The sequence below is a fragment of the Planctomyces sp. SH-PL14 genome (assembly GCF_001610835.1).
Lineage (GTDB): Bacteria > Planctomycetota > Planctomycetia > Planctomycetales > Planctomycetaceae > Planctomyces_A.
This window is the reverse complement of the sequence record NZ_CP011270.1, coordinates 3,394,157-3,407,508: the sequence shown is the minus strand read 5'-3', so window position 1 is coordinate 3,407,508 and position 13,352 is coordinate 3,394,157. Positions and strand designations below refer to the sequence as shown.

Sequence of the window (13,352 nt, the reverse complement as noted above, 5' to 3'; positions counted from 1 at the left end):
CCCTCCTTGGTGACCTTTGTGCCTCCCTGGTGCCTTGGTGTTTCACTCCTCAGGCCTTACGTCGATTCGCTGATGAGTGTCGACTTGATGAAGTCCTCGTTGAGCGTGACCCCCAGGCCCGGACGGTCGGGAATCGTGATCCAGCCGTCTTCCGCCTGGACCTTCTCGTGCGTCAGCTCATGCCGGAGCGGCGAGTCCTCGACGCAGTCTTCGAACAGGAAGGCGTCGCGGCAGGTGCTGAGCCAGTGCAGGCTCGCGGCGACCGTCACGGGGCTCGTGTAGCAGTGATTGCACAGCCGCGCCCCGATCTCCTCGACGCGGGCCCGGATGTAGGCCGAGTCGGTGAAGCCGTTGCGGGAGAGGTCGACCTGATAGACGTCGAGACACCGGCCGTCGATCAGCGGCCGGAACGACTGCCGGCCGCATTCCTCTTCGCCCGCCGCGATCGGGACCGGGGAGCGATCGCGGAGCCAGCGGTAGCCTTCGTAGTCGTCCGGATGGAGCGCTTCCTCGAGCCAGCCGATCTTCTGCTGCTCAAACGCCTTGGCTCGCTCGAGGGCCGTCCGGGCGTCCCACACGCAGCCGGCGTCGACGAGGACGATCCCGTCGTCCCCGACCCCCTTGCGGGCGCCGACCACGAGGTCCCGGTCGACCGCCTCGCTCTGGCCCATCGGTTCCCAGCCGAACTTGACCGCGCGGTAGCCCGCCTCCCGCCAGCGGGAGCCGATCTTCGCCGTCTCGTCGCCGTTCTTCCCGAACAGGATCGAGGCGTAGGCCAGGATCCGGTCGTGCTGCTTGCCGCCGAGCAGCCGGTGGATCGGCTCGCCGAAGTGCTTTCCCTTGATGTCCCACAGCGCCATGTCGATCGCGGCCATCGCCGTGATCGTCACCGAGCGGCGGCCGGCGTACATCGTCCGGCGGTACATCTTCTGCCACAGCCGCTCCGTATCGAGCGGGTTTTCGCCGATCAGGAGCTGCCGGAGGCCCGTCGCCACGTTGTGGCTGAACGGAGCGTCGATGACCGCCTTGACCATCTCGGGCGACGAGTCCGCTTCGCCGATCCCTTCGAGGCCGGTATCGGTTTTGACGCGGATCAGGACCGAGTCCTGACTGCTGGCGGTCTTCGCCTCGACGTTCTTGATGCGAAGGATCTGACAGGTGATTTGGGTGATTTTCACGATGAAAGAAAGAAGTGGTGATGGGAGCAGGGATGGGGAAGAGGATTCAACACCAAGGCACAAAGGAGGCACCAAGAGCACAAAGGTCGGGAGCGATTCTCAGTCGGTGAGCAGAAGCGTCCACAATGCGTTGTGCGGATTCATGGTCCGTCTTGGAATTTCTTCGTGTCCTTAGTGCCTCCTTTGTGTCTTGGTGTTTAACAATCCGCCCTCTACGGAATCTCGCGTCCAACAACGACGCAGTGCTGGCCGCGAGGGATGGGGGCAACCCAGGCCTGGGCCAGGACGACGCCGTCGACGCCGGCGCGGGCGGGCCAGGGATCCATGTCGATGTGGTCGAAGTCGTGAAGGTAGCCGACGATGTCTCCCTTCTTGACCCGCGTGCCGCATTCGAGGACGCACTCATAGTGGCCGTCGAAGGGGGCCACGGTGAAGCAGTCCCGGTCGACCATTTCGAGTTTTCGCTGATTCCCCTCGGCGTGGTAGGCGATCGGCTCGATCGAGCCCTTCATGAGTCCGTTATTGATCAGCGCGGCCCGGACGCCGTGGCGGCCGTAACGGACCCCTTCGGCGTTCACCGCGGAGCCCCAGCCGAGCTCCGTCCCGACCGTGATCTTCCCCAGCCGCTCCGCCTCGCTCGGCAGGAGCCCCGGCGTGACGTTCTGGTAGACCATCAGCGACGGCGTTCCGAACCAGCGGGCGGTCTCCTCGATCTTCTTCGCCAGGACCGGATCGTCGACGGGGTGGTAGTTTGCGCAGATCGAGAATCGCGCCACGTTCCCCCCGGAATGCAGGTCGATCACGACGTGCACTCGCGGCCAGATGTGTTGCCGGACGAAGGCCGCGATCCGGTGCGTGATCCCCGACAGGGCGGGCTGCACCCCGGCCCCTTCGACGAAGGCCCGGTTCAGGTTCACCTTGTCGTCCGGCGTGCTCTCGCGGGTCCCGGCCCGGAAGGCCGAGGGATTGAGGACCGGGATGAAGATGATCCGCCCCAGGACATCCTCGGTCTTGATCTCTCGCAGCAGGTGCTTGAGGACGACCGGCCCTTCGTACTCGTTGCCGTGATTCGAGCCGAACGAGACGAGTCCCTCGCCGGGCTTCGCCTCCGGTCCGACCCACACGGTGAGCGGGATCAGGTGGTCCCCCCAGATGCTGTCATGCTCCAGGGCGAGCCAGTAGTCCCGGCGGCCGGGGGAATCGAGGTCGAGCTGATTCGGACGGGCGACAACGCGGTTCATTCGGAGCCGGCAGGAGGAAAGAGGGGAGGGGGAGAGTTAAACACCAAGGCACCAAGATCGCACCAAGGACACAAAGAAGAACCGACTTCCCGCGCCTTCCTTCTCCATCCTTGGTGACCTTTGTGCCTCCTTGGTGTCTTGGTGTTTAACCTTCAAACAAGGATGTCTCGCAGGACGTGGCCGTGGACGTCGGTCAGGCGGAAGTCGCGGCCGGCGTAGCGGTACGTCAGTTTCTCGTGGTCGAAGCCGAGGAGGTGCAGGATCGTGGCGTGCAGATCGTGGACGCTCGTCGGCTTCTCGACCGCCTGGAAGCCGAAGTCGTCCGTCGCGCCGTAGGCCGTGCCGCCGCGGATCCCGCCCCCCGCCAGCCAGACGCTGAAGCCGTAGTGGTTGTGGTCGCGGCCGCTTCCCCCTTCGGAGGTCGGGGTCCGGCCGAACTCGCCCCCCCAGACGATGAGGGTGTCTTCGAACATCCCCCGCTGCTTGAGGTCCGCCATCAGGGCCGCGATCGGCCCGTCGATCTCGCCGGCGAGCTTGCGGTGGGCGTTGGCGATATCGCTGTGGTTGTCCCACGGTTGCCCCGCCCCGTGCCAGAGCTGGACGTACCGCACGCCCCGCTCGAGGAGCCGGCGGGCCATGAGGGTCTGCCGGCCGTGGACGTGAGTGCCGTACAGCTCCTGGATGTGCTGCGGCTCGCGGGAGATGTCGAAGGCGTCGGCCGCCTCGGACTGCATCCGGAAGGCGAGCTCGAACGACTGGATCCGGGCGTCGAGCCGCGGGTCGAGCCGGCCCTGGCGGTGTTCGGTATTGAGTGACTGCAGCAGGTCGAGCTGGCTCCGCTGGACGCCGGGCGACGCGTGCGGGCTGCGGATGTTCTCGATGAGCTTCTCGACCTGGCGGTGCTGCGGGTCGATGAAGGTCCCCTGGTAGACGCCGGGGAGGAACCCGGACTGCCAGTTCTCGGAGTCCTTGATCGGCATCCCGCCGGGGCACATGGCGATGAACCCGGGGAGGTTGCGGTTCTCCGCGCCGAGGCCGTACAGGACCCACGCACCGACGCTCGGCCGCGGCTGGGCGGAGTCGCCGCAGTTCATGAGCATCAGCGACGGCTCGTGGTTCGGGACGTGGGCGTACATCGAGCGGACTACCGCGATGTCGTCCGCGTGCTGAGCCGTCCGCTGGAACAGGTCGCTGATCTCGAGGCCGCTCTCGCCGTACTTCTTGAAGGCGAACGCGGAGGGGAGAGCGCCGCCCGTCTTCCGCTCGGTCGTCAGGGTGTTGGGGACCGGCTGGCCGGCGTGCTTCTGGAGGGCCGGCTTGGGATCGAAGGTGTCGACGTGCGAGGGACCGCCGTTGCAGAAGAAGTGGATGACCCGTTTGACCCGCGCGCCGTACTGCGGCTGCCGCAGACCGACGCCCCCTTCGGTGGAGGCCGACGCCCGGCCCTCGTCGGCGAGCACTCCCGCCAGTCCGAGCGCGCCGAGCCCCATCCCGGATCGCCACAATAGCGACCGGCGGCTCAGCAACGAAGATGTCGGTTCAGGGTTCACGATCACCTCTCTCGGAGTTCCTTTCCCCAGTCCCTAGTCCTCTAGACCTAGACCTAGTCCACAAACATCAGCTCATTGGAAACGAGCAGCACCTGCGCGAGTTGTTCCATCCGGGTCAGGCGGATCGGCGGGGGGCCGGCGAAGTCGCGATGGGCGTCCCACAGCCGCGGCTCGTCGGGGTTCCCGGCGGAGGACGCTCCGGACGACACCGCTGTCGGCAGCTCCCGGACGACCGGCGCCCAGAGGTGCTGTTCGCTGTTGAGGTTGGCGTGGAGGTCGACCACGAAGTCGAGCGTGTCCCCCTTCTGGAGAGCGATCGACTCGACGTTCATCTCCTCTTTGCGGTTGTGCAGGTCGACCGATTTCAGCAGGCCGCCACGGCTGGCGACGATGTAGCAGCGGACGCCGTCGCCCGCCGCCACCTCGTGGATGGCGGTCGAGGCCACGGAGAACATGCCGTCGCGCGGGGCGGTCCAGCGACGGACGACGGAGTGCTGGAGGTTGTCTCCGGTGTGCCCGCCGTCGGCGGTGAGCTGCAGCCAGCCGAGGCCGCCTCCGGGCCACTGGTCGGCTCCCTGCCAGGCGGCACCGGTGAAGTGCGGAAGCCGGGCGAAGCCTTTGAGGGTCTTGGTGGCATCGTCGAGCTCGCCGTAGCCGTACTGCCAGGCGAGCGACTCGGGACGCGGGCGGGACTCGGGCTCGGTGACCGGCGAATCGAGGAAGGCCTGCGCCTGGGCGAGCTGCGTCGGGGTCGGCTCGCGCTGGTAGATCGACCGGTACAGGCTGCGGACGGTGTCGGCCGAGCTGGCGAGACTCTGCGTGGCGGCCTGGGCCACGACCGCCTTGGCTTCGTCGGCGACGAACGGATGGTTCAGGGCGAAGAGGGCCTGCTGCGGAACCGTCGTTTCGCTCCGCTGGGGGATGTGGAGGTCGGGGTTGGCGAAGTCGAAGACCCGCAGGACCGAGGGGAGGAACTGGCGGTCGACGAGGCCGTAGAGCGTGCGGCGGCGATGGGCGAGGCCGTTCCCCGCCAGGAGATCCGCGGCCCGCCCCCCCGCCTGGGGATCGAGGCGGCCCGAGACCGTCAGCAGGGTGTCGCGGAACTCTTCGAAGGTCAGCCGCCGGGCGTTCATCCGCCACAGGAGCCGGTTCTCGGGATCGATCTGCGTCGCCCGCGCTGCGAGCGCGACGTCGGCTGGAGCGGCGGACTGCTGACGATAGGCATCCGAGAGGAGGATCAGGCGGTGGATGTGCTTCGTGCTCCAGCCGTTCTCGACGAGCTGCGTCGCCAGCCAGTCGAGGAGTTCCGGATGGCTCGGACGCTCGGCCCGGATCCCGAAGTCGCTCGGCGTGTCGACGAAGCCGGTCCCGAAGTGATGCTGCCAGATCCGGTTGACCCAGACCCGCGCGGTGAACGGATTCGCCGGATCGACGATGGCCCGCGCCAGCTCCAGCCGTCCGCTGCCCTTTTCGAACGGCTTCGGAGTCGGTCCGGCGACGACGCTCAGGAAGTGGCGGCTGATTTCATCGCCGCGGGTCTTGGGGTTGCCGCGGCGGAAGACGCGGGAGGGGCGGATCAGCTGCCGGTCGACGAGCCGGACCGCGTGCGGCGGCGCGAGGGGCGACTGGATCAGCCAGCGGTCGACGTCCCCCTGGAGCTTCCACAGCTCCGTGCAGACGTTGGAGTCGAAGTAGCCTTCCGTCGAGACGACCGCTTCGGGCGGGACCAGACAGGGGGAGGCGGGAGAGTACAGGACTTGTCGGAGTTCTTCGGCGGCGGGATCGGCGAGGCCGGTTGGCTCCGACTGCTTCTCCTTGGCGGCTGCCTCGGACAGCGCTTTCCATTCGGCGTCCGTGTCGCTGAAGACTTTTCCGTACCGCTCGGCGACCTCCCGCATTGTCGCTGGAGCCGGCTGCAGGGCGGCGAGGATCCGCGGGTTGACGGGCGTTCCGCCGGAGGCGGCGAGTTCGCGTAGGACGTCCGGGGACTTCGCGGCGAACTCCTCGGCGGAGAGGGCCGAGAGGCGGGACCACGGGGCGAAGACCGGATCCGCGGCGCGGGTCGACTGGTTGAGGAACGCCTCCCAGCGGCGGACGAACGTCGGGATCAGGTCGGTCGTCGCGAGGATCTGATCAAAGCCCTCTTCGGGGTACTTCGAGAGTTCGGTCTGGGCCACGAGATAATCGGTGACGCGGCTGCGGACCCGGTCCGCCGCCTCCTTGTGGCGGGAGGCGGTCGTCTCCTGGAGCTTTCCGAGGCGGGTCTGGAACTCCTTGTCGAACTCGGCGTATCCGGCCGCGCTCGACGCGCCGTCGCCGATCCGGACGAGCTCTTCGGTCGAGTTCAGGAAGACCCCGTAGAGCGAGTAGTAATCGGCGGTCGGGATCGGATCGTACTTGTGATCGTGGCAGCGGGCGCAGGCGACGGTGAGCCCCATCGTGCCGCGGGTCACGACGTCGATCCGGTCATCGATGATGTCGTGCGTCACCCCCAGGAAGCGGCGGCCGAGCGTCAGGAATCCCATCGCGGCCGTGGAGGCGGGGTCTTCGGGAGCGACCTGATCGGCGGCGATCTGGAGGAGGAGGAACCGGTCGTAGGGGAGGTCGCGGTTGAAGGCGGAGACGACCCAGTCGCGGTAGGCGGGGGCGTGGACCCAGAACCGCTCCTCGCGGGCGTAGACGTAGCCTTTGGTGTCCGAGTAGCGGGCGACATCGAGCCAGTGCCGGGCCCACTGTTCGCCGTAGTGCGGGGAGGCGAGGAGCCGCTCGACGAGTTCCTCGTACGCCTCCGGCCGGGAGTCGCCAACAAACGCTTCAACTTCGGCGGGCGACGGCGGGAGCCCCGTGAGATCGTACGTGACGCGGCGGATCAGCGTCCGGCGGTCTGCGGCGGGCGACGACGCGAGCCCCGCCTCCTTGAGTCGCTGCTGAACGAACCGGTCGACGGGAGACGCGACGGAGGCCAGGTCGGGATTGTCCGGAGGGGTGACGCGGGCGACCGGCTGGAACGCCCAGTGCTCGCGCCACACCTGCTCTTTGGAAGTCGCAACCGCGGGATCAACTTCGGGCCACGGGGCGCCGATCCGGACCCAGCGTTCGAGGACCGCGACCTGCTCGGGCTTGAGCGGCGCGTCCGGGGGCATCTGCGTCTCCCCCTGGTAGCGGACCGCCTCAATGAGTCGGCTCTCGTCGGGCTTTCCCGGAACGACGACAGGGCCGTTCTCGCCCCCTTTGAGAAAGCCCGCTCGCGTGTCGAGCCGCAGGTCGGCCCACTGCTTCGCCGCGCCGTGGCATTTGCCGCAGTGCTCCAGGAGCAGCGGCCGGACTTCTTTTTCGAAGTAGGCGATCCCTTCGCGATCGGACGCCGCTTCCGCTCCCCAGGTAGAGCTTCCGGCCAATAAGAGCGTGCAGGCCACGAGAACTTGAGCAAACCGCTGCACAGAAGTGGCCCGCCTCGCATCGTCCGATCTCAACACCGCTCCCGAATGGCTTCGGAAAACACCGGGAGATCGGGACGCCAACGGCATTCCACCACTCACTGTCGGGGGACAGGGTTGAATCGGAAACGGCCAGGGCCACGAGGGCGGATTGTAGACAATCGGCGCCGCGTTGTCCACGATCGCGAAGAAAAAATGAAATCCGGATTGTAGACAATCGGATGTGGGTTGTGTACAAACATGTCCGCCGCCTGAAAGTGGCCGAGTGCCACGATGGTCTAATGGGCGGTCGGATCCATCACTCCGGTGAGTCGCTATGCCTGGCCGTCCGCGTCCTTCGGCTGCAGAGGTCTCCTCGCCCATCGGCGCCAATGAGATCGTCGCGGAGATTCGCCGCGAGATCCTGTCCGGCCGCATGCCGGAAGGTCTGCGGGTCACCGAGGCGGAGCTCGCCAAGCGGTTTAACGTCGGTCGCGGGCTGGTCCGCGAGGCGGTCCAGAGGTTGTCCCAGCTCGGGCTGTTGCAGACCCGTCCCAACTGCGGAGCGGTCGTGGCTCCCGAGGCTCCCAAAACCATTCGCCGCCTGATCGTCCCGATTCGAAGAACGATCGAGGCACATGCTCTCCAGCTCATTTTCGACGAGCTGACGGAAGACGACTTTTCGCAGTGGGAAGAGATCGTCGCGCAGATGCGCCCGGCCTGCGAGAAGGCGGATTATCACGCCCTCGCGGAACTCGATATTGCCTTTCACCGGTTCCTGCTCGATCGCGCGGGGCAGCCGGACCTGATTTCGATCTGGGACACGCTGGTGGGGCGGATCCGCTCCCACTTCCGCCGGGCCCAGCGGCGCTGCACGAATCCGATGGACATCTACGAGGAGCATGCCAGTCTCGTGAAAACCTTCCGTGAAGGGACCGTCGAAGAGGCGGTGCGGGTTCTGAAAGAGAAAATCGACTGACGGCGGTGCGGCGGGCCGGAAGTGGCCTGGTGTGGAAGCCGGTTCAGGATGGAGATTCCCGCGTTCCGGTCGACGGTCCGCGGGTGGAAGGGGCTGCGGCCTCTGTGTTGTGGTAGGCGGTTCCTCTCTCCTTTTGGGGGAGAGCGGCTGTCGAGAAGGGGCTTCCGTTGAGTGAATGCTCGGCGGGGGTCGGCTGTGTTGCGGGCGCGTCCTCATCGCCATGAGGCGCGCGGCCCGCTGGTGATGCTGCGCTTGGCGTCATTCGCATTCCCGTTCGGGAGAGACGCTCAGGTCGCGCGCCGCGTGGTCCTCGTGGTAGGACTGCGCGCTTCCTCGTCCTGTCTGCTGTTCGAGGTCTTTCTTCTCCAGTTCGGAGGTCTGTCATGTCTCGTTCGTTGTTCGGGTCCCGGCGCGGCTTCACCCTGATTGAGCTCCTCGTCGTCATTGCCATCATCGCCGTCCTGGTGGCGATCCTGCTCCCCGCGGTCCAGCAGGCGCGGGAGGCGGCGCGGCAGTCGCAGTGCAAGAACAATCTCAAGCAGCTCGCCCTGGCGATGCACAGTTACAACGAGGCGCTGAGCGTCTTCCCCCCGGGGTATGTGCAGACCTCGCTCGCCGCCCGCAATGAAGCGACCTGGGTCGGCTTCCTGCTCCCGTATCTCGACCTGACGAACACGTATAACAAGCTCGACTTCAACGCCTGCTGGGGCTGCACCGGTCCGGGGAGCACGAACTTTCCGATTCACTCCGCGCCGCTCACCGTAATGCGGTGCCCGACGAACCCGCCGGGGCCGCCGGCCCTCGCGACGTATGCCCGCGGTAACTACGCCGCGAACAACGGCATCGGTCCGCTCGTCGCTCCTCCGGGGATCGCCAGCGTGACGATCGCCCGCGGCAAAGTCGGCCCCTTCGACTGCAACACGCGCACGACCGCCGCCGACTTCATCGACGGGATGAGCAACACCGTGATCCTTGACGAGCTGGTCGTGGTCCACGAGAGCGCGAACGACTTCCGTGGCGTCATGTTCTACCCCGAGGGGCCGTTCTCCCATCACAACTACAACCCGAACACGCTCGTCCCGGACGAGATGCGCTCGGCGTGGTGTTCCCCGACGGTCTTCCCGCCGTGCATCGGGACCTACACGGCCCACTCGAACAAGCGGACGATGAACTCGGCCCGCAGCCAGCACATCGGGGGGGTCAACTCGGCCCTCGCCGACGGCTCGGTCCGGTTCATTGCCGACCATGTCGACCTCCAGACGTGGCAGGACCTGAGCACGATGAACGACCGCCGGGCGCTCGGTGAGTTCTGACCTCTTCGTCTCTCTCGGCCGTTCCAGGCTGGTCCCGTTCCTGTCCCGTCTTCTCCGCTTCGAGCAACTTTGCGATGACGAATCTTCGCTCCTTCGGTGTCGTGACGCGGCCGCATCGTGCGGCCTCCCCTGCGGTGATCCTCCTGGCGGGGGTGGGCCTGCTGGCCGGTTGCGGGCGGAACTCGGGGCCGGAACGGGCGATGGTCCGCGGCCAGGTGACGTTCGACGGCGCGCCCATCGAGCAGGGGACGATCGTCCTGCTTCCCGCGAACTCGAAAGGTCCTTCGAGCGGCGGTCCGATCCAGAAGGGGGAGTTCCTGCTCCCGGCCGAGTCCGGGCCGGTGCCTGGGGATTACCGCGTCGAGATCCGGGCCACGAAGCAGGAGGGGACCGTGACGGTGGCGGGGGTTGCGGGGGCGACGACCGGTCCTTCGGCGGGGAGCACCGAGCCGAAGATCGTGATGTTCATCCCGGACCGGTACAACACGAAGTCGGAGCTGACCGCGAAGGTTGCTCCCGGCCAGAATGAGCTGACGTTTCCGCTGAAGTCGAAGCCCTGACCCGGACGGGATCGCGTTCCATCGAGAGCGAAGTCATGCGTGTTCTCCTATCGCGGATCGGGGCCGCCTTGCTGCTGGCGTTCCCCGCGGTCGTGCCTGCGGCGCCGACGGAGTTGTCGCCGGAGGATGCGGCGTTCTTCGAGCGGGAGGTCCGCCCGGTCCTCGTGCAGAACTGTCTGGAGTGCCACGGCGACAAGAAGCAGCACGCGGGGCTGGCGCTGACTTCGCGCGAAGCGGCTCTCAAGGGAGGCGACAGCGGCGCCGCCGTCGTTCCCGGGAAGGCCGATGCCAGTCTCCTGATCGCGGCGGTCCGGCAGACGGGCGATGCGTCGTCGATGCCCCCCGAGGGGAAACTCAAAGAGCACGAGATCGCGGCCCTCGCCAAGTGGGTCGACATGGGATTGCCGTGGCCCGCGGCGCCGGCGTCGACCGGCGGACCCGCAGCCGCTGCCGATCTGTGGTCGCTCCGGCCGGTCCAGGCCGCGACTCCGCCGACCGCTGCCGATCCGGACTGGAACGGGACCGACATCGACCGCTTCCTCGGGGTTGCCCAGGAGGCCCACGGGATCCGTCCCACGGCGCTGGCGGATAAGCGCACGCTCCTGCGGCGGGTCACCTACGACCTGACCGGCCTGCCGCCGACACGGGAGGAGATCGCGGCCTTCCTGGCGGATGAGTCTCCGGAGGCGTTCTCGCGGGTTGTCGAACGGCTTCTCGCTTCGCCCCACTACGGCGAACGCTGGGGGCGGCACTGGCTCGATGTCGTCCGCTACGCCGACACGGCGGGAGACGGGGCGGACTACCCGGTCCGCGAAGCGTACCTCTATCGCAACTACGTGGTCCGCGCGTTCAACGCCGACAAGCCGTTCGACCTCTTCGTCCGCGAGCAGCTCGCGGGGGACATTCTGGCCCGTCAGGCCGAGTCGGCCGGGGCCGGCACCCAGACGCCCGAGCAGTATGCCGAGCGGGTCATCGCCACCGGCTATTTGGCGGTCGGAAAGCGGTTTGGCTACAACGACAACACCGAGTTCGTCCACCTCGACATCTCGGACACGATCGACACGGTCGGCCGCTCGCTCCTGGGGCTCTCGCTGGGCTGTGCCCGCTGTCATGATCACAAGTACGACCCGGTCTCGGCGGCCGACTACTACGCCCTGTACGGGATCTTCGCGAGCAGCCGGTTCGCGTTTCCCGGAGGCGAAGAGCTGAAGCGGCCGCGGCACTTCGTTCCGCTGATCCCGCAAGCCGCGGCGGCCAAGCTCGATGAGCAGCGGGCCGGTGAGCTGGCGGCGATCGATGCGGAACTCCTGCGGCTGGAGCAGGAGCATGCCACGCTCGACCGGACGAAGATCGGCGGCGGCGCGGACTACGGGGCCGAGCAGCAGGCGCTCGAGAAGCCTCCGGCGACGCCGTGGATCACGGCTGGCCCGAATCAAGTGCTTGCCGAGGCCCAGAGCCCGTTCACGAACGTCCATCCGGCGGGGACCCGCGGCGTCCGCGTCCGGAACACGACGCCCCACGAAGGGGTCCGCCGCGAGTTTTCGAACCACACTTCCGTGACCTCGCCGAAGCTCTCGTTCAACATCGACTTCCGGAACGTCAACGCCGTCGATGGGGACGCTGCCTATCGCTTCTATGCCGGCCACGGCGCGATCGTGTCGCTCGCCTTCGAGGCGAGCGTCAGTTCCCGCGAGTTCCATCTCCGCAATGGCGGCGAGTGGGAGAAGCTCGCCGATCTCGAAACCGGGGCGTGGTACAACCTCGCGATCACGTTCGACCTCGCGGCGAAGACCTATTCGGGAACGCTGACCCGCCACGGAGCCCCGGAGCCGGTCGCCTTCGAAGGGAAGCGGCTCGCCCCGAACTGGGACGGAATCATCAACACCTTCGTCTCGGACGGAATCGGCAAAGCGGCCGGGACACCGCCGACCCGCGACCTCGACAACCTCGGCATCCAGAACGCCCCCTTCGCGGTTCCGTCGACCGACAACCAGCCAACTCCCGAAGAGCTCGCCCGCGTCAAGACGATCCAGGACCGGATGGCGGGGCTCAAGACGCAGCGCGAGCAGGCCGCGGCCCGCTCGCTCTACGAGGTCGCCTACGCGGTGGCCGAAGGGCAGCCGATGAACGCCCGGGTCCAGAAGCGAGGCGAGCCCGACCGGCTGGGAGACGAAGTCCCGCGGCGGAACCTCGAGATTCTCGGCGGCCAGCCGGTCGAGCCGGCGGACGGCAGCGGGCGGCTGCGGCTCGCCGAGTGGCTGACCCAGCCGTCGAACCCGCTCACCGCGCGGGTCCTCGTCAACCGGGTCTGGCAGGCGCACTTCGGCGCGGGGCTCGTCCGGACCGCGAGCGACTTCGGCTCCCGGGGCGAGAAGCCCTCGCACCCGGAGCTCCTCGATCACCTGACGAACGCCTTCGTCCACAACGGTTGGTCGATCAAATCGCTGCACCGGATGATCCTCGCCACGCGGGCCTACCGCCTCGCCGCCAGTGATGACCCGGCGGTCCTCGATCACGACCCGCAGAACGTCTGGCTGGGACGTTTTCCCCGGCACGGACTCGACGCCGAGTCGCTCCGCGATTCGATCCTGGCCCTCAGCGGCGAACTCGACCGCACCATGCCGGCGGGCCATCCCTTCCCGCCCGTCGACTCGTGGAGCTTCACGATCCACTATCCGTTCAAGGCGGCCTACGACTCGAAGCACCGCAGCGTCTACCAGATGGTCCAGCGGTCGCAGAAGCATCCGTACCTCTCGCTCTTCGATGCCGCCGATCCGAACGTCAGCACCGCCGAGCGGTTCGTTACGACGACGCCGACGCAGGCGCTGTACCTCATGAACTCGCCCTTCGTCCACGAGCAGTCCCGGGCCCTGGCCCGCCGGCTGCTGGCGAAACCGGCCACCGACGGGGAGCGGATCACCGAGATCGTCGAAGGGGCGACCGGTCGGTTGCCGCCCGCCGAAGCGATCGCGGCGCAGCAGCAGTTCCTGGAGCGGTACCGGACCGGGACCGCGAGCTTGCCCGTTCCCCCGGAGCAGCGGGAGGAACTCGCTTGGGCTGCTCTCGCCCGTGTGATCCTGACCAGCAACGCCTTCCTGTTCGTCGAGTAGAGGCC

At 67.3% G+C, this 13,352-nt stretch carries 8 protein-coding genes; 4 read left to right on the top strand and 4 right to left on the bottom strand.

Going from position 1 to position 13,352, the window contains the following annotated elements; genetic code table 11:
* Positions 1-56: 56 nt before the first annotated feature.
* From VT03_RS13190 to VT03_RS13175, 4 genes are all read right to left on the bottom strand, one after another.
* Positions 57-1,178 carry a mandelate racemase/muconate lactonizing enzyme family protein gene (locus tag VT03_RS13190; RefSeq protein ID WP_075093398.1) on the bottom strand — a complete coding sequence of 374 codons (1,122 nt, stop codon included), beginning with the start codon at positions 1,176-1,178 and terminating at the stop codon, positions 57-59.
* A gap of 212 nt (positions 1,179-1,390) precedes the next feature.
* Positions 1,391-2,419 (bottom strand): succinylglutamate desuccinylase/aspartoacylase family protein, encoded by a 1,029-nt coding sequence (locus tag VT03_RS13185; protein ID WP_075093397.1) that lies wholly within the window; start codon positions 2,417-2,419, stop codon positions 1,391-1,393.
* A gap of 152 nt (positions 2,420-2,571) precedes the next feature.
* On the bottom strand, positions 2,572-3,909 hold the full coding sequence (locus VT03_RS13180) for a DUF1501 domain-containing protein (RefSeq protein ID WP_082846179.1): 1,338 nt from the start codon (positions 3,907-3,909) through the stop codon (positions 2,572-2,574).
* A gap of 113 nt (positions 3,910-4,022) precedes the next feature.
* Positions 4,023-7,409 carry a PSD1 and planctomycete cytochrome C domain-containing protein gene (locus tag VT03_RS13175; protein ID WP_075093395.1) on the bottom strand — a complete coding sequence of 1,129 codons (3,387 nt, stop codon included), beginning with the start codon at positions 7,407-7,409 and terminating at the stop codon, positions 4,023-4,025.
* Between the two features lie 313 nt (positions 7,410-7,722).
* Between VT03_RS13175 and VT03_RS13170 the strand changes: the two genes are divergently transcribed.
* From VT03_RS13170 to VT03_RS13155, 4 genes are all read left to right on the top strand, one after another.
* A complete protein-coding gene (locus tag VT03_RS13170) occupies positions 7,723-8,364 on the top strand; it encodes a GntR family transcriptional regulator (protein WP_075093394.1) in 642 nt (213 codons plus the stop codon).
* A gap of 383 nt (positions 8,365-8,747) precedes the next feature.
* The gene (locus VT03_RS13165; RefSeq protein ID WP_075093393.1) at positions 8,748-9,677 is read left to right on the top strand and encodes a DUF1559 domain-containing protein; all 930 of its coding nucleotides are present in this window, start codon (positions 8,748-8,750) and stop codon (positions 9,675-9,677) included.
* A 74-nt stretch (positions 9,678-9,751) separates the two neighbouring features.
* Positions 9,752-10,237: a hypothetical protein gene (locus tag VT03_RS13160; protein WP_082846177.1), complete on the top strand. Its 486-nt coding sequence runs from the start codon at positions 9,752-9,754 to the stop codon at positions 10,235-10,237.
* A 35-nt stretch (positions 10,238-10,272) separates the two neighbouring features.
* On the top strand, positions 10,273-13,347 hold the full coding sequence (locus VT03_RS13155; RefSeq protein WP_075093392.1) for a PSD1 and planctomycete cytochrome C domain-containing protein: 3,075 nt from the start codon (positions 10,273-10,275) through the stop codon (positions 13,345-13,347).
* Positions 13,348-13,352: the final 5 nt, after the last annotated feature.

What these genes read in the sequence shown, in the direction of transcription:
- VT03_RS13185 (WP_075093397.1), bottom strand. Translation starts at nt 2,419, where the DNA reads ATGAACCGCGTTGTCGCCCGTCCGAATCAGCTCGACCTCGATTCCCCC.
- VT03_RS13160 (WP_082846177.1), top strand. Translation starts at nt 9,752, where the DNA reads ATGACGAATCTTCGCTCCTTCGGTGTCGTGACGCGGCCGCATCGTGCG.
- VT03_RS13180 (WP_082846179.1), bottom strand. Translation starts at nt 3,909, where the DNA reads ATGGGGCTCGGCGCGCTCGGACTGGCGGGAGTGCTCGCCGACGAGGGC.
- VT03_RS13170 (WP_075093394.1), top strand. Translation starts at nt 7,723, where the DNA reads ATGCCTGGCCGTCCGCGTCCTTCGGCTGCAGAGGTCTCCTCGCCCATC.
- VT03_RS13165 (WP_075093393.1), top strand. Translation starts at nt 8,748, where the DNA reads ATGTCTCGTTCGTTGTTCGGGTCCCGGCGCGGCTTCACCCTGATTGAG.
- VT03_RS13155 (WP_075093392.1), top strand. Translation starts at nt 10,273, where the DNA reads ATGCGTGTTCTCCTATCGCGGATCGGGGCCGCCTTGCTGCTGGCGTTC.